Source organism: Mycobacterium sp. ITM-2016-00317 (assembly GCF_002968295.1).
In the GTDB taxonomy this organism is placed as follows: Bacteria; Actinomycetota; Actinomycetes; order Mycobacteriales; family Mycobacteriaceae; genus Mycobacterium.
Genome location: NZ_CP134399.1, coordinates 61,244 through 82,601, shown reverse-complemented (window position 1 = coordinate 82,601; position 21,358 = coordinate 61,244). Strand labels below are relative to the sequence as shown.

The following is a 21,358-nucleotide window of genomic DNA, read 5'->3' as shown; positions in this document are numbered from 1 at the left end:
CACGGGCCCGGATATACGGGTGATGCGTTGGATGCGCTGCGCGGATAGCCGCGGCGAGACGCCGCCCTAGACCGAACTGCTGAAGCCGGCGATGCCGCTGCGTGCCGCGTCCTGCACGCCGGGCAGCGCCTGCACATCCGACATCACCGCCCGCAGCGACGTTCTCGCCGCGGCGTCGGCGACCCCGTGCAGCGCGTCGCGGCGCTGACCGTTGGCGTGGAACCGGTACTGGCTGCCCTCGTTCAGACTCAGCGCCGTCCTGGCGAACTCCGCAGGCGCCACGTCGATGAACTCTCCCGACGCCACCCCTTCGCCGATGATGCTGGTGAGCCTGGCCGACAGCTCGTCGTAGTCGTCCTGGAAGTCGCTGAAGACCTCCGGTTGCTTCTTGGCCGCCTGCTCCAGATCGTAGAAGTTCAGCGGCGCCGTGCACATCTGCACCACGTCCTGGTACAGCACGATGTAGAGCCGGACCGCCGCGGGCTCGTCCCGCTCGGACAGCACCCGCGCCGCCTCCAGCGACACCCGGTTCTGGTTCATGATCCCGCGCAGGATCTCGTCCTTCGAGCGGAACCAGTAATAGAGCGACGACTGGCCCAGCCCGGCTCGTTCGGCGATCGCGTCCATCCGGGTGGAGCCGAAGCCCTTCTGGGCGAAAAGCTCTGCCGCGGCCTTCAGGATGTCCCCGCGCGGGTCCTCGGCGACGACCCCGCTCCGGCGCGGTCGGCCACCCTGCGACGGCGCCTTGGTCATGCGGTCATGGTAGGCCATTGGCTCTCCCGGGATCGTTTATCGCTGTACGACATTCGGCAGGCGGTGGGCCCACCGGCTCGATGGGCCCACCGCCTGTCGTCGGTCAATCCTGGATGGCGAACAGCACGTCGTAGTCGGCCGGCTCCTCGTCGATGATCCCGTACTGGACCACCGCCGCGCCGTAGTCACGCAGCGCCTGGCCGTCGTCCTCGGTGGGGAACTTGGGGAAGTTCACCTGGTCGATGATGGCGGCGTCGATGCCCATCTCGGCGACGGCGACCTCACCGACCCGGGCCGGGTTCTCCTCGGCGAACGTGTTGACCTCGATCATCGCGTCGCGGAAGGACTTCACCACGTCGGGGTTGGACTCGGCGTAGCTCTGCGACGTCGAGTAGTAGCCGCCCACCTCGTCCGGGAACGACTGGACGCCCGGGGCCACGATCTGCTTCCAACCCTTGTTCAGGCCCGGGGTGCGGTGCGGCTCCGACACCCAGATCGCGTCGACGTCACCGCGCGCGAGGGCCTCGCCCATGTCCGAGAACGGCAGCTGTGTCCACGTCAGGTTCTCGTGGCTGACGCCCAGGTTGTCGAAGGCGCGGCGGATGTGCACCTCGCCGATGTTCTGCAGCGTGTTCACCGCGATGTTGGCGCCCTCCAGATCCTTGGGTTCGTTGAACCCGCTGTCCGGCAGCACGAGCAGCCCGTGGTCGTCCTCCTCGGGCGTGCAGCACGGCGCCCACGCCGGCTGCACCAGCTTCAGGGGCAGCCCCTGGTCGATCGCCGCGAGCTGGCTCACGGTGTTCGAGTAGCCGAACTGGTTCTCACCGCTGAGCACCGACGGGATGACCGCGGCGCCGCCGTCGGCGAAGTTGACCGTCACGTCCAGGCCGTGCTTCTCGAAGATCCCCTCCTCGATGCCGACGAACAGCGGCGCGCTCAGGATCGCCGGGATGGTCCCGACGTTGACCTTGACCAGCCCACCTTCGGTGGTCGCGCTCTCGGTGCTCCCGCCCCCACCGCCGCAGGCCGTCAGCAGCGCCGCGGCCGAGGCGACCGCCCCCCACCGCGCGAGGTGTGAAAGTTTCTTGAACACAGACGTTCTCCGATCTGCTAGGGGTCAAAGGGTTGCGAGAGCCGCGTCGTTGCGGACCATCTCGCGGATACGGCTGAACACATGGGCGCGCAGATGCGCGAACTCGGGCAGGGATTTGGTCTCGATCTGATCCCGTCGATCCGGCAGGTCGATGTCGACGACCTCGGCGACACAGCTCGGCGACCGGGTCACGATCGCCACCCGGTTGCTCAGGTAGACCGACTCGTCGACGTCGTGGGTGACGAACAGGACGGTGGTGCCGGTCTCGTCGCGCACCCGCAGCAGCAGGTCCTCCAGATCGGCACGGGTCTGCGCGTCGACCGACGCGAACGGCTCGTCCATGATGAGCACCGCCGGGCGGTAGGCGATCGCCCGGGCGATCGCAACGCGCTGCTGCATACCGCCGGAGAGCTGGAACGGCTTCTTGTGCGCGGCGTCGGCCAGGCCGACCTCGGCCAGCGCCCGCTCGACCCGGGTGCGGCGCTCGACGGCGCTGATCCCCTTCTTCATCAGCGGGAGCTCCACGTTCTTCGCGACGGTGATCCACGGGAACAGCGAGCGGGCATAGTCCTGGAACACCACCGCGAAGTTGGTGGGCGGACCGTCGACGCGCTGGCCGTTGAACGTCACCGAGCCGCTGGTCGGTTGGTCCAGTCCGGCCACACACCGCAGCAGCGTGGTCTTTCCCGCACCGGACGGGCCGACGATGCTGAACAGTTCGCCTTCCTTCACGGTGAAGGACATGTCGGCGACAGCGGTGAATCCGCCGCCCTTTCCGGGGTAGGTCTTCTCGAGGCTTGAAACGACGAGCATCGGTCACTGCCTTTCACATTTCGGGCGGACGGGAGCGGGGAAACGTCCCCAGGTTTCAGCGGGTGTCGGAGCGCCGCGGGTCGCTCCACCGCAACAACCGGCGTTCGACCAACGAGTAGAGGAATGTCATGAGGAATCCGAGAATGCCCAGCACCAGGATCCCCGACCACATCGTCAGCAGCTGGAACGTCGCCTGCGCCTGGGTGATGACGAAGCCCAATCCCTTTTGCGCGCCGACCATCTCGCTGGTCACCATCAGGATCAGGCTGAGCGGGATGGCGATCCGCACCCCGACGAGCACCCTCGGCAGCACCGCGGGCAGCACCACGTAGACCTGGCGCTGCAGACCGGTGATGTTGAACGCTTTCGCCGACGCGATCATGGTTGCGTCCAGGCGGCGCGCACCGTCAGCGGTGCTGAGCAGCACCGGCCACACGCAGCCCAGCGCGATCAGGAAGATCTTCATCTCCGGGCTCACCCCGAACAGCATCATCGCGAACGGGATCAGCGCGGTGCTCGGAATCGCGCGGGCGAACTCCAGAGTTGGCGACACCATCCGCTCGACGATCGGGAGCTGGCCGATCACCAGCCCGACCGTGACCCCGAGGACGATCGCGATCGCCAGGCCCGCGCTCAGCGTGGTGAGACTGGCGCGAATGTTGGCCAGCCCCTCCGGCGTCGTCCAGTACTCGGCGGCCTCGGCGATGATCGCCGACAGCGCCGGGAAGTACGCGGTTCCGCTGTTGGCCGACAGCACGAACCACGCCGCCAGCGCGCCGATCGCGCCGATCACTCCCAGAACCGTGCGCCCGCGCCCGGTCGACAGTGCCGTCGATGCCGCGGTGAACGTGGTCATCGCGTGTCCCCCAGTCCCTGTGCCGACAACACCCTGTTCTCCAATCGGCGCATCAGCGCGTTCAGTGCGATGCCGGCCAGCCCGCTCAGCACGATGAAGGCGTACATGCGGGCCGGGTTTCCGGCCGACCGCGACATCGTGATCTCGTAGCCGATGCCGGGCATCTGGATGATGATCTCGGCGGTCACCACGAGGATCAGCGTCGTCGAGGTGGCCAGCCGGATCGCGGTCGTCAGGTACGGCAGCATGCTCGGCAACTGGATCCAGCGGATCTTCTGCCACGTCGTGAGGTGGTAGGAGCGAGCGGTCTCCAGGCCCACCGGGTGGGCGGCCCGCACACCGGCGATCGCCGGCACCAGCACCTGCCAGAACGCCGCGAACACCGCGAGGAACAGCGCGCTCTGCGATCCGGTGCCGATGGTCAGGACCACCAGCGGGATCAGCGCGACCGACGGCACCGGCCGGAGGAACTCGATCGCCGGCCGCAGCAGGGCTTCCAGCGGAGCGAGCAGCCCGAGCGTGATCCCCGCAGCGGTGCCGAGCACCACCGCGATGCACAGCGCCAGCAGCCAGGTACTCATGGTCTGCCACAGCGCCGAGGCCAGCGCTGTCCCGGTCAGTTCGGTGATGAACGCCGCCGCGATCTGGCTCGCGGGCGGAAAGTAACTGGCGGGCAGCACATCCGTGCGTGTCAGGAACTCCTGCAGGCCGATCAGGCCGACCAGGAACGCCACCGTCAGCACACGGCCGTCGAGCGCGAAGGAGGGGAGGCGGCGGGGCCGCGGAAGCGACATCGCGGTGACTGCGGTCATGATTCGAACTCCAGGTACCGGTTGATCTGCAGGTTGCCCTGGCCGGATCGGTATTCCTTGCGGGTGCGCTCGTAGTCGAAGTGCAGTCGCGAGTAGTCGACCATCTTGTTGGCGACCGGAATCCGCTCCTGCTCGAACACCTGCAGCGCCGCGCGGACGTCGTCGTGCTCGCTGAGGCGCTGCGCCAGGGTCTGCCCGTCGATCAGCGCCTGGTTCGCGCCCTGGGCCATCCCCGGATACATCGGGTGCGCTGAATCGCCGATCAGCGTGACTCGGCCGTCCACCCACTGCGACAGATGGTCGCGGTAGTGCCCGATCTCGCGGCCGATGATGGACTCCGGTTCGGTGCACGCGATGATCCGCGGGACGGGCGTCTCGGACCACGTGTCGTAGACGGCCCGGAACTCGTCGAAGGTGGAGAGCCCGCCGAGGGAGCCGTACCAGTAGGCGTGCGTGGCGTCGATCGGGATCCAGCCGAAGTGGCCTTCCGCGCCGTACACGTCGGCCTGCACGTTGGCCGGGACCCCGGCCTCGGCGGTCGGGAACACACCGCGCCAGCGGACGATTCCCTCTTCGGTGAACCGGGGGACGGCACCGAGCATGGCGTTGCGGATCCGCGACCCGATGCCGTCGGCGCCGAGCAGCACATCGCCGTCGGCGCTGCGGCCGTCCTCGAAGTGCACTGTGACCGACCCGTCGGTCTGGGTGTAGCCCACTGCGGTGGTGTTGAACGCGATCTCGCCCGGCTCCAGCGCTTCGGCGAGCATCGCGTTCAGCCGGCGCCTGCGCGCCCCCGTCACCGGCGCGCCCAGCTCCTGCGGCCAGTGGCTCACGTCGATGTCGGAGGTCAGAGTGCCGTCGCTGTCGAGGGCCCACCACCGGTCCATGGCGGCCGCGAACGAGCGGAACTGCCCGCCCAGCCCGAGGCCGTCGATGACCCGCACGCCGTTCGGCCAGATGTTGAGTCCCACACCGGCAGTGCGGAGTTCGCTGTCGCTCTCGAAGATCTGGACCTGCCAGCCCTTCTGCTTCAGGTGCAGGGCGGACGAGAGCCCGGCCACACCGCCGCCACAGATCAATGCTGTTGGCACGACTACTGTTCCTTCCGATAGGTCTTGTGGCTGGCCGATCCCGCGTCGTCGCGGTCTACCGGTCGTCCGGGGACGATCCGCTCAGTCGCTCGAGCGCCTTGATCAGCGCGCTGTGATCGAGCCCGCCGTCTCCGGCCGAGCGCAGCGCCTGCACGAGCTGGGTGATGACGCCGGTCAGCGGCACCGCGATCTGTGCCCGTTCGGCCGCGGCCAGCGCGATCTTGAGGTCCTTGTGGTGCAGGTCCAGCCGGAAGCCCGGCGTGAAGTCGCGGGCCAGCATCTTCGGCGCCTTCACCTCGAGCACCTTGCTGGCCGCCAGACCGCCGCCGAGCACCGCCAGCGCGGCGTCGATGTCGACTCCGGTGCGCTGCAACAGCGTCACCGCCTCGCCCACCAGAGCGAGGTTGCCCGCCACCAGCATCTGGTTGGCCGCCTTGACGAGCTGCCCCGAGCCTGCGGGACCGACGTGCATCATCGTGGCCGCCACCGCGGTCAGCACCTCGCCGGCCCGCCGCACCGCGTCCTCGTCGCCGCCCATCATCACCGCGAGCGTGCCGGCCTTGGCGCCGACGTCCCCGCCGCTGACCGGGGCGTCCACGAACGCGATGCCGTGCTCGGCCAGCCGTGCGGCGATCGCCACCGCGGCGTCCGGTGAGATTGTGCTGCAATCGATCACCAGTGAGCCCGGGCGCAGCGTGGAGACCACGCCGGCGTCACCGAAGAGCACCTCCTCGACCTCCGGCGAGTCGGGCAGCATCGTGACGACGACGTCCGCCTTCTCCCCGACGTGCGCGGGGCTGGTACCGGCCACCGCGCCGCGAGCCTCGAGCGCCTCGACCTTCGCGCGGGAACGGTTGAAGACCACCACGTCGTGGCCGGCGTCGACGAGATGGCCCGCCATCGGCTCGCCCATCACGCCGAGCCCGATGAATCCGATGTTCATGCTCATTCTCCTCAGTACCCGAGAGCCAGGTCGACGACATTGCGGAACTCACGGCCCTCGACGAGCCGCTGCAGGTTGTCCACGAACACGTCCACCTGACGGTCGCCGAGCAACTGCGAGGCGTGCGAATCGTGCGGGAACACCATGGCGCCCGGCGCTTTCCACAGCGGATCGTCGGCGGGCAGCGGTTCGTTCACGTGGCAGTCGATCAGCGCCCCGGACAGATGCCCGCGCTCCAGCGCGTCGGTGAGCGCCTCGGCGTCATGGATCGCGCCGCGGGCGACGTTGGCGACCCATCCGCCGGGCTTGAGCGCCGCCAGTGCCTTCGCATCGATCAGTCCGCGGGTGGCCGGGGTCAGCGGCGCGGCGATCACCAGGTAGTCGGATTCGGCCAGCACGTCGTGCAACTGCTCGGTGGCGACCGTGGTGTCGAAGCCCTCGACCGGTTTGCCACTGCGGTTGACCCCGATCGTCCGGATGCCCAGCACCCCTGCGATCGTCGCCGTCCGCGCACCGATGTTGCCGGTGCCCAGCACCGTCATGGTGGACCCTGCCAGTTCGCGTGCCGGCAGTTCCCTCCACTCCCGCGCCGCCTGGTTGTCCCAGCGTTCCCGCAGCATCTTCGCCTGTGCCAGGATGCCGGCGATCACGGTCTCGGCGATGGCGTTGGCCGCCACGCCGGAGGCGTTGGCCAGCACCACGCCCTCGGGCATGATTCCCACCAGGTGCTCGGCGCCCGCGCTCATCGACTGCAGCAGTTTGAGGTCCGGGTTGAACAGCTGCTCGAGGCCGGGCATCTTCAGGATGCCCTGCTCGATCTCGATCTCCTTCTTGGAGCCGCTGGTCTCGACCATGATCGCGTGCGGCGGGCGCTGCGGCGCCTTCCCGGCGTTGAGCTCCGACACCGGGATGTGTTCCAGCCACACGTCTTCGGCGACTGCGGTGATCCGGTCCTTCTGTTCCTGGGTCAGCCAGATTCCCTCGTCGGGATTCTCGGGGTTCTGGACCGCCTTGGGCAGACCCGCGACTACGACGTTGAGTGACACTCGCCTGGTTCTCCTGCTCTGATTCGCTGTGTGCTTCGGTGTGAAATCTGTTGTGTCACGAGGTCTTGACCAGCTCGCGCAGGCAGGCGTCGACCTCGTCCTGTTCTTCGGTGCGGATCCCGGGCCGTCCCGCGATGTGCCCGAGCGGGGACACCAGCGGCCGCATCTCCCCGTCGGGAAGCCACGCCGCTTCGAGGGTGTTCTCGGCGACCGTGAAGTAGGTGTCGGTCACCGACGGCATCAGGACGGTGCGGGCGGTGATTCGGTTGAGCCGCTCGCCAACCTCGTCCAGACCACCGTCGGCGGCCCGCCACATTGTCAGTGAGGCCAGCAGATCTCCGGCGTGCATGCTCTGGTGGTCCTCACCCCATCGCGCGACCACGTCGGCGGGACTGGAGTAACCCAGCTGCCGGTACACCTCGTCGGCGAAGAACTGCTCGCAGTAGGCCCAGCCGGCATAGACCCGGCCGAACGCGTCGAGCCGTTCCCGCGCCGCCTGACCGTCTGCGCCCCCGGCGCCTGCGGTCAGCGCAGCGCTGACCGAGTCGAGGAACACCTGGTTGACCGGCGAGCAGCGCGCCGCCGAACAGAGCGCGTACACCGCGGACACCCGGTCGGGGTAGCGGGCCGCGAACTCCAGTGACTGCATGCCGCCCAAGGACCAGCCGGCGACCAGGCGCAGGTGCTGCACGCCGAGGCTGTCGAGGACGAGCTCGGCGGCGGCCACGCTGTCCCCGACGCGCACCTCGGGGAACGCGGTACCGCTCGTGTCCGCAAGCGTCGACGGTGACGTCGACACCCCGCCGCCGAAGTGGTCGACGACGACCACGAAGTGCTCGCCCGGGTCCAGCGGGCGACCCGGCCCGATCCACGGCTGGTAGCTGCGGTCGTCACCGGTGTAGTAGGTGAACAGCAGCACCGCGTTGTCCCCGGCGGCCGACAGCGACCCGTAGGTGCGGTAGCTGATCTGCGCGTCGGTCAGCACCGCGCCCGACTCCAGCGAGAACGTCGGCAGGGCAAGCTGATTCCTGGTCCCGCGCTCCGGGGTGGTCGTCATCTCACCTGCCTTCGTCGTCGGTGGGTCGGGGCGGTCGGGGTGGGCCGGCTCAGTAGAACTTCAGGTAGCGGTCCCGCTCCCAGTCGGTCACGGCGGTGGCGTAGGACGTCCACTCGGCCCGCTTGTAGTCGATGAAGGACTTCCAGAGCTTCTCGCCGCACACCTCCTTGGTGAACGGATCGGCCTCGAATGCGTCCACGGCCTCCTCGAGGGTCCGCGGAAGCAGTGCCACGCCGCGCTTCTGGTACTCAACGGGGTCGACCTCGTACAGGTTCTCGGTGTGGAAGTGCTCCAGCTCGAGCTTCTCGCGCACACCCTCCAGGCCCGCGGCGAGCAGCATCGCGGCCGCCAGATGCGGGTTGGCCGCGGAATCCACTGCGCGGCACTCGATCCGGCCGCCGCCGAGGGGGATACGCAACATGTTGGTGCGGTTGTTGTTGCCGCAGCTGGCGAAGATCGGCGCCCACGTCGAGCCGGACATGCTGGCCTGGCGCACCAGGCGCTTGTAGCTGTTCACCGTCGGCGCGATGACCGCGCAGATCGCCGCGGCGTGCTTCACGATCCCCGCCGCGAAGTGATAGCCGGTCTCGCTGAGGCCGGCGTTGCGCGGGTCGTCGGCGGATTCGAAGATGTTCGCACCGCTGTCCAGCCCGGCCATCGACATGTTGAAGTGCGCGCCCGATCCGGTGCGGTCGGCGAACGGCTTGGGCATGAACGAGACGTAGGCGCCGTGCTTGCGGGCGACCTCGTTGGCCATCATGCGGAAGAACACCACGCGGTCGGCCATCGACAGCCCGTCGGCGTAGGCGAAGTCGATCTCGAACTGGCCCTGGGCGTCCTCGTGGTCGAACGAGTAGACGTCCCAGCCGAGTTCGTTCATGTACTCGACCAGCTCGTCGAGCCAGCCCAGGTTGTCCAGCAGGGTGGGGACCGCGTAGCAGGGCTTTTCCAGCGTGTCGCGCTCACTCAGGCTGCTCGGGCCGCTCGGTCCGTCCTCGAGGACGAAGAACTCGGTCTCGACGCCGAGATTGAACTGGTAGCCCATCTCCTCGGCGGCCTTCATCTGGCGCCCCAGGGTGTTACGGGTGGACGCCTCGAACGGCTCGCCGCCGACATAGAGGTCGGACAGGAAGAGTGCGACGTCCTTGCGCCACGGCAGTACGAAGCCCCGGTCCAGGTCGGGGTGCGCGGAGAGTTCCTCGTCGCTGACGTCCTGCGGCAGGCCGTCCAGTGCCGCGCCCGTGAACAGCTCCGAGCCCTGCGACATCTGCAGGAAGTGGTCGATCGGCACCATCTTGCCCTTGATGTTGCCGTGCAGGTCCGTGTAGGCGGCGATGCTGAAGCGCACGCCGTCGTCCTTCAACTGCTTGGCCAGCACCTCGGCCTCAGCTGCATCATGCGTCATCGTCGGAACCCCTCATCGCTAGTTTCGATCACGTATCGAAACCGTAGGAACGCGTTATTTCCCATCCGTGGCGCTTGTGTTAAGACCGGATGTCGAAGAGCCGGGTGGCCGGTACATCTGCGGCGCCGGGCCGGGTGCGGTGTGAGAGTCCCTCGCCCCCAGCGCAATCCCTGCACCGTGGACGAAAGGCTCCACAGCGGGGTGCGTACAGGTGGTTGCGGCGGTTGAGTTCGAGTGCTGCGGGGAACCCGGATCTGGCGGCGACGACGCGGCGACAGCACAGACGGGGGAGCCCGGATGAAGGCCTTCATGGTCGACCACTACGGACAGGACGGCCTCGTGCTCGCGGACACCCCCGCCCCGAAGCCGGGGCCGTGCGATGTGCTCGTCGACGTCCGTGCGGCAAGCATCAATCCGCTCGACAAGATGGTCCGCAACGGCGAGTTCAAGCAACTCCTCAAGTACAAGCTGCCCTTCGTGCTCGGTCATGACCTCGCAGGGGTGGTCGTCGAGGTCGGGGCGGGCGTGCGCGGCTTCGCAGTCGGCGATGAGGTCTTCTCCCGGCCGCGAGACCTCCGAATCGGCACGTTCGCCGAGCTGATCGCCGTTGACCAAGACGACATCGCGCGCAAGCCCGCGCGGCTGAGCTTCGCCGAGGCCGCCGCGGTACCACTGGTTGCCCTCGCCGCCTGGCAGGTGCTCGTCGACACCGCACACGTCACACCCGGCGCCAAGGTCCTCATCCACGCCGGCGCAGGCGGACTCGGCTCGACAGTCATCCAAGTCGCCAAGCACCTCGGCGCGTTCGTCGCGACCACCGCCGGCCCCAAGGACCTCACCAAGGTCCGCGAACTCGGCGCAGACATCGCGATCGACTACACCACCCAGGACTTCACCGAAGAGATCTCCGGCTTCGACGTCGTCGTCGACTCCCTCGGCACGGCAAGCCTCAGAAGTCCCTCACCATCCTCAAGCCGGGAGGGCTGGCGATCAGCGTTGTCGGCCCACCCGATCCGAACTTCGCGCGCCAGCTGGCCAAACCGTACCTTGCACCGGTGATGTGGTTCATGAGCAGAAATATCCGAAACCTCGCCAAGAAACTCGGAGTTCGCTACTCGTTCCTGTTCATGCGCGCCGACGGCGCACAACTGGCACACCTCGCCGGACTCTACGAGCAAGGAACACTCAACCCGGTCCTGGATCGCACCTTCCCCTTCGACCAAACCCTCGAAGCGATGGCCTATGTCGAGCAGGGGCGGGCAAAAGGAAAGATCGTCACCACGCAATAGCCAACGTGGCGTGCTTTTGACGAATATCGGGAGCCTTGCCATTTCCGGTTCCGACGGACGGTCACTCCAGCACGGTCAGCACGTCGCCCTCCTCGACGGCGGCCATCGACAGCGTGCGGTAGCCGTACTCGTCGAACAACACCGTGATCCGGTCGGGCTCGCCGCCGAGCACCACGCCATGGCCCCATTCGCGGTGGCGCACAGCGCTGTTGGGCGGCACCGCCGACTCCCCCGTGGCGGAACGCGTTGCCGGCTCGTCGCAGCAGTCGCAGTTACCACACGGCTCGGTCAACGACTCCCCGAAGTAGGCGAGCAGATTACGTCGCCGGCAGTCCGTCGTCTCGGCGTATCCCCGCAGCATCTCGACCCGGGTCCGGTCCACCCGTTCGGCCGCCTCGGCGATGCCCACCGCGCGCCGCACGGCCGACTCGGTGTCGACCTCGGCGGCGGTGAAGCCGCGGCGTCCCGAGGTGATCGCCGCCGCCTGCTCCAGCAGGTTGACCGCCTGGGTCAACGCGCGGCCGCGTACGCCCAGTTCCTCACGCAACTGCTTGAGCCGCTTCGGCTTCGACGTCGACAACGCATCCAGGACCGCGCGCAGATGCCCTTCGTCCGGGGCGCCGGAGGCGAAGAAGCGCGCCAGGGAAAGGTCCTCGGCGCGGTAGGCCAGCCGGGCCACCGCGGGCTCGCCGTCCCGGCCGGCTCGTCCCACCTGCTGGTAGTAGCTGTCCAGCGAGTCCGGCACCGCGGCGTGCACGACGAACCGGACATTGGGCTTGTCGATGCCCATCCCGAACGCCGACGTCGCGACCACCACGTCGTACGTGTCGTCGCGGAAGCCCCGGTGCACCTCGTCCTTCTCCGCCGACCTCAGACCTGCGTGATACGCGGCGGCCCCGACACCCCGCTCCCGCAGCTGCGTCGCGTAGGCCTCGGCGTCCTTCGAGTCGCGGTGTACACCAGGCCCGGTCGGCCCAGCGTGGTCGCGGCCTCCAGCACGGCGTCGCGCTTGTGGCGGTCGTCGAGGTGGGTTTCGACCTCAAGGCGGATGTTGGGCCTGTCGAACCCCGTCGCCACCACCACCGGTTCCCGCAACCGGAGGTGTTCGACGATGTCGGCGCGGACGACCGGGGACGCCGTCGCCGTCAGCGCGACCACCGGCGGCCGGTCGGCACCGATGCGCTCGACGGCGTCGGCGATCCGCAGGTAGCCGGGACGGAAGTCGTGCCCCCACGCCGACACGCAGTGCGCCTCGTCGACGGCCACGAGGCGCACGCCGAGCTCCCGGACCCTGGCCAGCACGTCGTCGTTCAACAGTTGTTCGGGTGACACGAACAGGTAGGTGGCAGCGCCCTTGCGCAACGCCTCCCAGCTGTGCTCGTTCGCGCTGTCGCTCTGGCGGGAGTTCACGGCGGCTGCTTGGACGGCGCCGCCGGCGTTCAGGGCGTCGATCTGGTCCTGCTGCAAGGAGATCAGCGGCGACACGACGACCGTGGTCCCGTCCAGCAGCACGGCGGGCACCTGGTAGATCGCGGATTTACCCGCACCGGTCGGCATGACCGCGAGCACGTCGCGGCCGTCGAGCAGGGCCTGCATCGCGGCCCGCTGCTCGCTGCGCAGTTCTGGCCACCCAAAGAGCCGTTCGGCCACCTCGTCCAGTTGTCCACGTCGGGTCATCCGCAGCGCTGTACCCCGGCACCGTCGCCCCAATCAGTCGCCCCAATCAGAGGACCTGTCACTGTCGCAGATCCGACAGATCAGGACGCCCACCCACCCGAGTCACGGTCGCGCCGGCCGCCCTGGTTGCCATGTCACCGGCCGCGACCGCAGAGCCGCCCCGTCGCAGCACCGCGATCAGACCCGCCATGAATGCATCCCCCGCCCCGGTGCGATCGCGGACCGGCACGTCCGGGTACGGGAACAGACAATGCCCGTCCGCCCACGCGATGAGATCACCGACGCCGGGCACCGCGAGCGCAACCAGTGCCGGCCCCCCGGCGAGCAGGCGCGAGGCCAGCGCACGCGCCGCACCCACCGACGGCACGGGCTCACCGGCGAGCAGTTCGGCCTCGTGCGCGTCGGCACGAAGCACATCGACCGCTGACAGCAGATCCGCGACGGCGTCCGCGGCGACGGCTCCGTCGGCGACCACCAGCGCTCCCGCCCGCCGCGCTCGCCGGGCAGCTGCCAGCACGACCTCGACGGGTTGCTGAAGCTGGATCGAGAGCGTGTCGCAGTCGTCCAACGCCGCACCCGCGCGGTCGATGTCGTCGACGGTCAGCAGCGCCGACTCCGGAATGTCCTCGAACAGCCGCCGGTGAGGCGGCCCGCCGAGCAGGGTCACCAACAGTGCCGTGCGACCCCGCCGCGCCACATGCGTGACGTCGACACCGTCGGCGGCCGCCTGTGCGCACAGGGCCTGCCCGTCCTGGTCGCACCCCGCCACACCGACCAGGGAGACCGGCACCCCCAGCTGAGCCAGTCCGACGGCCTGATTGGCCCCCTTGCCGCCGAGCCGCTCCAGCCGCTCCAGCACCGGCTCCGATCCGCCCTCGGCCGGCCACTTCGCTGTGCGCAACACAAGGTCGCGCCCCATCTGCCCGATCACCACCACGCCCATGACCGTCGGCATGCCCGACCACACGCGAAGTACACGTGTCACGGGCTGCCTGCTGGGTATCCGGTCGCGCGTGCGGACGAAGGAACTGACCGTCCTGGACCCCCGGAGCGGCGAGGCCGTCACCCGGGTCAGCGTCTCCGGACCCGACGAGTGCGATGCGGCCGTCGCACGCGCCCACAGCGCGTTTCCGGCCTGGGCGCGCACTCCCGCGGCCGAGCGCGGCGCGGCGCTGCACGCGGCGGCCGATGCCGTCGCCGACGCCGCCGACGAACTCGCCCGCTGCAACGAACGCGAGACCGGAAAGCCCTACGACGATGCCCTCGGCGGTGTGCAGGCCGGCATCGGCACCCTTCGGCAGTACGCCGAACTCGGTCCCGTGCACCGCGGGCGCAGCCTGCACGGCTCCTGGGCGGCCACCGACCTGATGGTCCCCGAACCGCGCGGTGTCGTCGCGTTGCTCACCCCGTGGAATGATCCCGTCGCGGTCGCGGCCGGACTCGTCGGCGCGGCGCTCGCAACGGGAAACACCGTGGTGCACAAGCCCAGTGAACGCTGTCCGGGCACCGGACGACGGTTCGCCGAGCTGGTCGCCGGGTGCCTGCCCGCCGGGGTGCTTGAGACCGTCGACGGCGAGGCGAGCGTCGGCGCCCGGCTCACCGGCCATGCCGACGTAGACCTGGTGGCCCACGTCGGCAGCAGCGTCACCGGCCGCGTGATCGCCCGGGCGTGCGCAGACCGCGGCGCCAAGGCGCTGCTGGAGAACGGCGGCAACGACGCGCTGATCATCGACGCCGACGTGGCCCCCACCTGGGCCGCCCAGCAGGCCGCGCTCGGCTCCTTCGCCAACGCCGGGCAGATCTGCGTCGCCGTCGAGCGCATCTACGTCGTCGCTCCGCAGGCCCAGCCGTTCCTCAACGCCCTCATCGAGCAGGCCGGGCAGTGGGCGAACCGGCTCGGCCCGTTGGTCGATGACCGGCACCGCGAGCACGTGCACAGCCACGTCGCCGACGCGGTCCGGCGCGGTGCCCGGGCCCTGTCCGGCGGTCAGGTGCCGCCCGGACCCGGCGCGTTCTATCCACCGACCGTGCTGACCGACTGCACACCCGAGATGCTGGTCTTCCGCGAGGAGACCTTCGGTCCGGTCGCCGCGGTGCGGGTGGTGCCCGACTTCGACACGGCGGTGTCCGAAGCCGCCGACGACAGGTTCGGTCTGGCCGCCACCGTGCTGACCGCCGACATGGCGCGTGCGCAGGACGCCGCCCGCGCGCTACCCGTCGGAACGGTCAAGATCAACGCGGTGTTCGGCGGAGCCCCCGGCGGCAGTGCACAGCCGCGGCGCGCCAGTGGAAGCGGATTCGGCTACGGCCCCGAGCTGCTCGACGAGATGACCACGATGAAGGTCCTGCACTGGTCTCCGCCGGAAACCCCCTGAGCAACAACACCTCCAGAGGAAGGAAGATCCGAGATGCCGAAGACGACGAAATCCGGCAAGGCCAAAGAGGACGAGCTGCCGAGCACCCTGCAGCGCTCTGACGACAAGGCCAAGCGCACCTTCGCCAAGACGCACGACTCGGCCGCTGAGGAGTACGGCGAAGGCGAACGGGCCCACCGCGTCGCCTACAGCGCGCTCAAACACAGCTACGAGAAGGTCGGTGACCACTGGGAGGAGAAGGACCAGCGCGGCCCGTCGGACAGGCGTGCCGAAAGCGGCGGACCTCAGGCCCGGGGCGAATCCGCGGAGGGCGTCGACGCCAACGCATCCAAGAAGCACCTCGTGGAGGTGGCCCGCCGTCTCGACATCAGCGGCCGCTCGAAGATGACCAAGGACGAACTCGTCGACGCGATCAAGAAGGCGAATCGGCGGGAAAGCCGCAACAACTAAGCCTTTCCGTTGCGCTCGCGGTGCTTGCAGCCCGGCCAGCAGCACGGCCTGGCGCATGCCGTCGGTCAACTCCTCCTGAGTGCGGCGGATCCGCCGTTCACGGGTCTTCTGCTGCTTGGCGTCCTCGACCCAGCAGATGAACTCGTTGCGCGCCAGCGGCGTGATGTCCTTCCACGCGGCCAGCGCCGTCGCATCGCCGACCAGCGCTGTACGCAGATCGCTCGGAAGCTCGTGCACCACTCCGCCCGGCACCGCCTGCCCACCCACGCGCCCACATTAACTCCGCGAGCTCCGGCCGTCGATGTGCCACGATCGTTGCGACCCGGACACGGCGTCGAACACCGCGGTCATCGGGTCGCGGCGCTGATCGTCCTGCCGGCTGCCGCGACGTCCGCACTAGGAGGATGCTCACCCATGTCCCCGTCCGAGCAGAGCACGCCGCAGGGCAGCGGACCCAGCGTCCCGCCGCCGACCGACCAGCAGTCCCGCGCGCAGGTGGTGGACATCGCCAAAGAGGTTGTGCGCGCGGCGAATCTACGGGTGACGTATGCCAGCTTCCAGTGGGAGTGGTGCGACGACCAGGGCGAGCCGCCGTACCACGGCCGCGTCGACCTCGCCTTCGAGACACCCGTGGACCGCAGCGTCAGCCGGCAGATCGCGGAAGCCCTGGCCGGGCAGCCGGGCTGGGCGCCCGGTCCCCCGCCCGGCTCCCAGCCCGCCGGCGACGCCGTCCACAAGGGCGCGGTGATGGTGCTCGTCGGCCCCGGCCACTACCCCGACCGCGGCGCGGTCGAGATCTACGGCGAGTGCCGCAACACGAACGACCACCGCGATGACACCGAGCTGACCGACATCACCACCGAGATCCGCGGCTACTGAGCGCCGCGGATCAGCGCGGCACGTCGGGCGGGGTGATCGAGCGCACCGGAAGACCAAGGGTGCGAACGTGTTCGGCCACCCTGCCGAGGTTCGTCACCCACACGTCATCGTGGTCGAGCACGTAACGCATCAGCTCGCCCAGCTCCGCGGCCCGCGACGCCCGGCCCGTCAGGAACGGATGGTTGGTCAGCACCCAGCAGCCGCCGACCCGGCGCAGCGCGTCGAACTCCAGCTGCCACAACTCACGGGCCTTGCGGGGGCTCTCGATCAGCCCGCTGCCGGAGATGTCCGGCAGGAAGCAGTACTGCTCCCAGTCGTCGAGCGCCCACTGGATCGGGATCTCCACCAGCGACTGCTCCCCGCCCGGCGTGACGGCCAGCTCGTAGGGATGGTCGGCGTCCATCAGGCTGGAGTCGTACAGGAAGTCGCGTTCGGCCAGCAGGGCCGGGGTGCGCCAGGACAGGTCCCACATCGGCGCCCGGTAGCCGACCGGGCGCACGCCGGCGACCTCGGCCAGGGCGGCCAGGCCGCGGTCCAGCGCGTCGATCTCCTCCTCCAGCGTCAGCGCGGTGGGCTGCTCGTGCAGATACCCGTGGTGGGCGATCTCGTGGCCTGCGGCGACGATGCTGCGCACCGCCTCCGGGTACCGGTCGGCGGTGTGCCCGGGGACGAAGAACGTCGACGGAATCTGGTGCTGATCAAGCAGATCCAGGATCCGGGGGATGCCGACCAGCGGGCCGTAGGCCTGGTGGCTCATCACGCTCATCCGCGCCCCGACGCTCTCGTTGCCCCACAGGATCGCCGACTCGGCGTCGACGTCGAAGGTGAACGCGGCCGCGGCGACCTTGCCGGCCGGCCAGAGAAAGCGCTCCATCAACCGACCATAAGGCTGATCAACTCGTAGGCAAGGTTCGCGCTGGCCACCGCGGTGACCTCCGCGTGGTCGTAGGACGGCGCCACCTCGACGACGTCGGCGCCGACGATGTTCAGAGCGCGCATCGCGCGCAGCACCGCGACCAGTTCGCGGCTGGTCATGCCGCCGATCTCGGGGGTGCCGGTGCCCGGCGCGAACGCCGGGTCGAGCACGTCGATGTCGATCGACACGTACACCGGGTGGTCGCCGACCCGGTCCAGGACCCGCTCGATCACCCCGTCGACCCCGATGCGGTCGATGTCGCGGCAGTGCACCACGGTGAAGCCGAGTTCTTCGTCGTCGAGCAGATCCTTCGCGTCGTAGAGCGAACCGCGGATGCCGACGTGCGCGGAGTGGCCCTTGACGATGAGCCCCTGCTCGGAGGCGCGGCGGAACGGGGTGCCGTGGGTGCACGGCGCGCCGAAGTAGGTGTCCCAGGTGTCGAGGTGGGCGTCGAAGTGCACCAACGCGACCGGGCCGTGCAGTTCGTTGACGGCCTGGAGCGCGGGCAGCGCGATGGTGTGGTCGCCGCCGAGCAGCACGAAGCGCTGTTCAGGACGGGTCACCAGGCCCAGGATCCCGTCCTTGATCTGGTCCACCGCGGCGGTGATGTCGAACGGGTTCGCCGCGATGTCGCCGGCGTCGACCACCTGGGCGGCCGCGAACGGCGACACCTCCAGGGCCGGGTGATAGGGCTTGAGCAGCCGGGACGCCTGGCGGATCGCGGCCGGGCCGAACCGGGCACCGGGACGGTAGGTGACGCCGCTGTCGAACGGGACGCCGATCACCGCGATGTCGTGGTCGGCGACCTCGTGCCGCTGGGGCAGCCGTGCAAACGTGCCGAACCCGGCGTAGCGCGGCACCTGCTGGGCGTCGATCTGGCCGAGCACGCCGGATTCCGAGACGATCCGCGGGTCGTTGTGCACTGAATTCTCCTCGTCCATCGTTCTATGCCCGCGTGCGCGTGGAGCCGCCATTGCACGAGATGACCTGTCCGACCACAGCTTCCATGGTGAAGTCGGACAGCAGCTCGACCGCGGCGGCGATCTCGTCGGCGGCGCCGATGCGCCCCATCGGGATCGCCTCGGCGTAGCGGCGGTGGATCTGCGCGAGGTCAACGCCTGCGGCGTCGGCGTCCACCTGCAGCTGCGGGGTGTCGATCACGCCGGGCGCCACCGCGTTGACGATGATGTGCTCGCGTGCGAGCTCCCGGCCCAGCGTCTTGACCAGGGAGATCAGCCCGGACTTGGCCGCCGCGTAGGCGGTCGCCTCGGGCCAGCCCGTCACCCCCCATTCGCTGGTGATGACCACGACGCGGCCCGCTCCGGCGTCGCGCATGTACGGCAGCACGCTCTGCACCAGGAAGAAGGTGCCGCCGAGGTTGGTGTCGACGACCTTCCACCAGTCGTTCTCGTCGTGTTCGAGCAGCGGGGCCATCGTCATGTACGCGTGGTTGGCCACCAGGATGTCGAGTCGGCCCGTGGTGGCCGCGACGTGCGCGGCGATCGCCTGGCACTGCAGCGGATCGGAGACGTCACCGGGCGCGGTGAGGCCGCCGATCTCGGTGGCCAGCGCGGTGAGCGCGTCACTGTCGTGCAGGTCGTTGACCGCGACCGTGGCGCCGGCGGCGGCCAGCCGCCGGGCGTGTGCGGCGCCCATGCCCTGGGCGGCGCCGGTGACCAGTGCGACCCGGCCGCGCAGATCCGTGCTCATATGACCGCTCCCGAGTTGACGTTGACGACGTCTCCGGTGCTGAAGGTGGCGTCGCAGATCAGGAACTCGACGCAGCGAGCCACCTCGGCCGGGGTGGTGAGCCGACGCAGCGGCAGCGTCTGCAGGTATTCGCTTGCGCGCCAGGGTGAGTCGGGGGCCAGCAGCGGGGTGTCGGTGGGTCCGGGGGCGACCGCATTAACCCGAACCCCGCTGCTGGCAGTCTCGACGGCCAGGCTGCGAACCAGGCCGATGATCGCTCCCTTGGCCGCGGCGTAGTGCGCGTCCTCGTCGCCGCCGCCGACGGCGAGTTCACTGGCCACGGCGACCAGCGATCCGCCGGTCGCGATCAGATCCGGCAGGGTGGCCCGCGCGACATTGGCCAGCCCGCCCAGGTGCACGCGCAGCATCCGGTGCCACGCGTCGGTGCTGATCTCGGACACCGGTGACATCTCGTAGTAGCCGGCGGAGGTCACCACCGCACTGATCGGACCGAGCCGCTCACGCAGCTGGGACACCGCGGCGGCCACCGCACCGGCGTCGGAAACGTCGGTGGCGACGGTATTTTCAGCGACGGCGTTCTCGGCCGTTCCCGGATTCAGGTCCAGGCAGCCGACGGTGTAGCCGCGGGCGGTGAGCGCCTCGACCACCGCGGCGCCGATGCCGCTGGCGCCGCCGGTGACCAGGGCTACCGGTCGATCAGTCATCGGCCAGTGCCGGCTCGTCCAGATCCTGCGGTGCGCTGATCCGGGACTTCACGCTGCCGTACAGCACCGCGCCGAGGACGCCGAGCACGGCGATGCCGATCCAGACCGACCAGTCCAGGTAGCGCTGTTCGAACGCGACGCGCGGCCAGGCGATGTTGAGGAACTGCAGCAGAGCCCAGGTCACGGCGACCACCGCCACCGGCAGCGTCCAGCCTCGCAACGAGAACGCCCCGGGCTTCCACGCCTTGCGCAGCAGCACCACCAGGAAGCCGACGAGCGGGAACAGGAACGCGAGGTAGAAGCCGCCCGCGGTGAAGTTCACCATCAACGAGTAGATGTCGCCGGCGACGATGCTCAGCAGGAACAGACCCGCGCCCAGCACCGTGGTCACCAGAATCGCGACCACCGGGATGCGCGCCTTGCCGCGCAGCTGCACCAGCGTGTCGGCGGCGGGCAGCGCCCCGTCGCGGGCGTAGGCCCAGATGACGCGCGAGGCGGACGTCTGCAGCGCCAGGAAGCTGGCCAGGAAGCCGATGACGAACATGACCTGCACCGGTTTGGCGATGCCTGCGCCCAGCGCGGTGGTCAGTGTCTCGTACACCGGGTCACCGACCGCGCCGTCGGCCACCGCGCCGAGATCGGGGATGGCCAGGATGATCGCCAGGCTGGAGTAGGCGACCACCAGCGCGATGAAGCCCAGCGAGAACAGCACCGCCTTGGGCAGGTCGCGACGCGGGTTGTGCACCTCCTCGGCGATCGAGCCGGCGCTTTCGAAGCCGACGAACGACCAGCCGATGAACGCGACCGCGAGCAGGAACGGGCCACTGAGGTAGGCCCACGCGTCGAACTCGGCGCCGCCGCCCTCGAACAGCACCGACAGCGAGTTGTGCCGGTGGAACAGCAGCAGCCAGGTGCCCAGCACCACGGAGCCGATGACCTCGGCGATGATGCTGCCGATCATGAAGATCTTCAGTGCCTGGCGTCCGACCAGGTTCACGGCGGTGCCGGCCAGCAGGATCAGCAGCGCGATCCAGGCCAGGGTGCCGCCCGAGGGCTCCTCGATGCCGACGATGTTGGCGGTGAAGCCGGCCGCGCCGAGCGCGACGGTGGCCATCGCGATGACCAGGGTCCACATGTAGACCCAGCCGGCGAACCAGCCGTAGGTGCTGCCGAGTAGGCGGCGAGACCACTGGTAGATCGATCCCTCCAGCGGCCAGCGCGACACCAGCGTGGCGAACACCAGCGCGACCAGGAACTGACCGCCGAACACCAGGCCGAAGCCCCACCAGAAGCTCGGCCCGGCGGCCGACAGCGCCAGCCCGAAGATCCCGTACAGGGCGACGATCGGGGAGATGAAGGCGAACGCGAACGCGAACGCCGATCCCAGGGAGAACTCGCGGCGTAGCTGTGGCTGCTGCTCAGCCGGGCTGACCAATGACGACATGGCACGAACTATCACGTCCGTCGTTCGCTGACGCCAGCCGTCCGG

Annotated in this window: 23 protein-coding genes and 1 pseudogene; 5 read left to right on the top strand and 19 right to left on the bottom strand. The window is 69.2% G+C overall.

The genetic code is table 11. From position 1 onward, the window contains the following. Nucleotides 1-66 precede the first annotated feature (66 nt). From C6A87_RS00390 to glnT, 10 genes are all read right to left on the bottom strand, one after another. Complete coding sequence (locus C6A87_RS00390; RefSeq protein ID WP_311115467.1) at nt 67-753, bottom strand: TetR family transcriptional regulator; 687 nt, start codon at nt 751-753, stop codon at nt 67-69. 103 nt (nt 754-856) lie between these two features. Next, on the bottom strand, nt 857-1,846 hold the full coding sequence (locus C6A87_RS00385; protein WP_311115466.1) for an ABC transporter substrate-binding protein: 990 nt from the start codon (nt 1,844-1,846) through the stop codon (nt 857-859). A 24-nt stretch (nt 1,847-1,870) separates the two neighbouring features. Further along, nucleotides 1,871-2,659 carry an ABC transporter ATP-binding protein gene (locus C6A87_RS00380; protein WP_311115465.1) on the bottom strand — a complete coding sequence of 263 codons (789 nt, stop codon included), beginning with the start codon at nt 2,657-2,659 and terminating at the stop codon, nt 1,871-1,873. Between the two features lie 55 nt (nt 2,660-2,714). Continuing rightward, on the bottom strand, nt 2,715-3,515 hold the full coding sequence (locus C6A87_RS00375) for an ABC transporter permease (RefSeq protein WP_311115464.1): 801 nt from the start codon (nt 3,513-3,515) through the stop codon (nt 2,715-2,717). Further along, nucleotides 3,512-4,327 (bottom strand): ABC transporter permease, encoded by an 816-nt coding sequence (locus C6A87_RS00370; protein WP_311115463.1) that lies wholly within the window; start codon nt 4,325-4,327, stop codon nt 3,512-3,514. The genes C6A87_RS00375 and C6A87_RS00370 overlap by 4 nt, the downstream gene beginning before the upstream one ends. Continuing rightward, nucleotides 4,324-5,418, bottom strand: coding sequence for an FAD-dependent oxidoreductase (locus tag C6A87_RS00365; RefSeq protein ID WP_311115462.1), 1,095 nt, complete (start codon nt 5,416-5,418; stop codon nt 4,324-4,326). The genes C6A87_RS00370 and C6A87_RS00365 overlap by 4 nt, the downstream gene beginning before the upstream one ends. A gap of 55 nt (nt 5,419-5,473) precedes the next feature. Beyond that, the gene (locus C6A87_RS00360) at nt 5,474-6,361 is read right to left on the bottom strand and encodes an NAD(P)-dependent oxidoreductase (RefSeq protein WP_311115461.1); all 888 of its coding nucleotides are present in this window, start codon (nt 6,359-6,361) and stop codon (nt 5,474-5,476) included. 11 nt (nt 6,362-6,372) lie between these two features. Next, the gene (locus C6A87_RS00355; RefSeq protein ID WP_311115460.1) at nt 6,373-7,407 is read right to left on the bottom strand and encodes a D-2-hydroxyacid dehydrogenase; all 1,035 of its coding nucleotides are present in this window, start codon (nt 7,405-7,407) and stop codon (nt 6,373-6,375) included. A 55-nt stretch (nt 7,408-7,462) separates the two neighbouring features. Further along, nucleotides 7,463-8,464, bottom strand: a complete 1,002-nt coding sequence (locus C6A87_RS00350; RefSeq protein WP_311115459.1) for an alpha/beta fold hydrolase — start codon at nt 8,462-8,464, stop codon at nt 7,463-7,465. Between the two features lie 49 nt (nt 8,465-8,513). Next, nucleotides 8,514-9,869 (bottom strand): type III glutamate--ammonia ligase, encoded by a 1,356-nt coding sequence (gene glnT / locus C6A87_RS00345; RefSeq protein ID WP_311115458.1) that lies wholly within the window; start codon nt 9,867-9,869, stop codon nt 8,514-8,516. Between the two features lie 297 nt (nt 9,870-10,166). Between glnT and C6A87_RS00340 the strand changes: the two genes are divergently transcribed. Together C6A87_RS00340 and C6A87_RS00335 are read left to right on the top strand one after the other, a co-directional pair. Beyond that, nucleotides 10,167-10,928, top strand: a complete 762-nt coding sequence (locus C6A87_RS00340) for an NADP-dependent oxidoreductase (RefSeq protein ID WP_311115457.1) — start codon at nt 10,167-10,169, stop codon at nt 10,926-10,928. Continuing rightward, nucleotides 10,835-11,158: a zinc-binding dehydrogenase gene (locus C6A87_RS00335; RefSeq protein ID WP_311118135.1), complete on the top strand. Its 324-nt coding sequence runs from the start codon at nt 10,835-10,837 to the stop codon at nt 11,156-11,158. Before C6A87_RS00340 ends, C6A87_RS00335 begins: the two co-directional genes overlap by 94 nt. A 61-nt stretch (nt 11,159-11,219) precedes the next feature. Here C6A87_RS00335 and C6A87_RS00330 read toward each other — a convergent pair whose 3' ends face one another. From C6A87_RS00330 to C6A87_RS00320, 3 genes are read right to left on the bottom strand one after another with little or no spacing between them, the layout of a single operon-like run. Continuing rightward, complete coding sequence (locus C6A87_RS00330; RefSeq protein WP_396837141.1) at nt 11,220-12,074, bottom strand: helicase-related protein; 855 nt, start codon at nt 12,072-12,074, stop codon at nt 11,220-11,222. After that, the gene (locus C6A87_RS00325) at nt 12,029-12,835 is read right to left on the bottom strand and encodes a DEAD/DEAH box helicase (protein ID WP_311115456.1); all 807 of its coding nucleotides are present in this window, start codon (nt 12,833-12,835) and stop codon (nt 12,029-12,031) included. The genes C6A87_RS00330 and C6A87_RS00325 overlap by 46 nt, the downstream gene beginning before the upstream one ends. Nucleotides 12,836-12,893: 58 nt before the next feature. Then, complete coding sequence (locus C6A87_RS00320; protein ID WP_311115455.1) at nt 12,894-13,820, bottom strand: PfkB family carbohydrate kinase; 927 nt, start codon at nt 13,818-13,820, stop codon at nt 12,894-12,896. 43 nt (nt 13,821-13,863) lie between these two features. On the opposite strand from C6A87_RS00320, the gene C6A87_RS00315 reads away from it, so the two are divergent. After that, nucleotides 13,864-15,210, top strand: coding sequence for an aldehyde dehydrogenase family protein (locus C6A87_RS00315; protein ID WP_311118133.1), 1,347 nt, complete (start codon nt 13,864-13,866; stop codon nt 15,208-15,210). Nucleotides 15,211-15,243: 33 nt separating this feature from the next. Next, nucleotides 15,244-15,660 (top strand): ChaB family protein, encoded by a 417-nt coding sequence (locus tag C6A87_RS00310; protein WP_311115454.1) that lies wholly within the window; start codon nt 15,244-15,246, stop codon nt 15,658-15,660. Here C6A87_RS00310 and C6A87_RS00305 read toward each other — a convergent pair. Continuing rightward, nucleotides 15,657-15,927: pseudogene (locus C6A87_RS00305) on the bottom strand (YdeI/OmpD-associated family protein). The gene C6A87_RS00310 and the pseudogene C6A87_RS00305 sit on opposite strands and share 4 nt — an antisense overlap. A gap of 147 nt (nt 15,928-16,074) precedes the next feature. Here C6A87_RS00305 and C6A87_RS00300 point away from each other — a divergent pair. After that, nucleotides 16,075-16,539 (top strand): hypothetical protein, encoded by a 465-nt coding sequence (locus C6A87_RS00300; protein ID WP_311115453.1) that lies wholly within the window; start codon nt 16,075-16,077, stop codon nt 16,537-16,539. Nucleotides 16,540-16,549: 10 nt separating this feature from the next. On the opposite strand, the gene C6A87_RS00295 is transcribed toward C6A87_RS00300, so the two are convergent. The 5 genes from C6A87_RS00295 to C6A87_RS00275 are packed head-to-tail and all read right to left on the bottom strand — an operon-like array spanning nt 16,550 to nt 21,313. Next, entirely contained in the window at nt 16,550-17,413 is an 864-nt protein-coding gene (locus C6A87_RS00295; protein WP_311115452.1) for a polysaccharide deacetylase, read from the bottom strand. Continuing rightward, nucleotides 17,413-18,396: an agmatinase gene (gene speB / locus C6A87_RS00290; protein ID WP_311115451.1), complete on the bottom strand. Its 984-nt coding sequence runs from the start codon at nt 18,394-18,396 to the stop codon at nt 17,413-17,415. Before speB ends, C6A87_RS00295 begins: the two co-directional genes overlap by 1 nt. Nucleotides 18,397-18,400: 4 nt before the next feature. Further along, complete coding sequence (locus tag C6A87_RS00285) at nt 18,401-19,165, bottom strand: SDR family oxidoreductase (RefSeq protein WP_311115450.1); 765 nt, start codon at nt 19,163-19,165, stop codon at nt 18,401-18,403. Then, entirely contained in the window at nt 19,162-19,869 is a 708-nt protein-coding gene (locus C6A87_RS00280; protein WP_311115449.1) for an SDR family oxidoreductase, read from the bottom strand. Before C6A87_RS00280 ends, C6A87_RS00285 begins: the two co-directional genes overlap by 4 nt. Beyond that, nucleotides 19,862-21,313 (bottom strand): amino acid permease, encoded by a 1,452-nt coding sequence (locus tag C6A87_RS00275; RefSeq protein WP_311115448.1) that lies wholly within the window; start codon nt 21,311-21,313, stop codon nt 19,862-19,864. The genes C6A87_RS00280 and C6A87_RS00275 overlap by 8 nt, the downstream gene beginning before the upstream one ends. Nucleotides 21,314-21,358 lie beyond the last annotated feature (45 nt).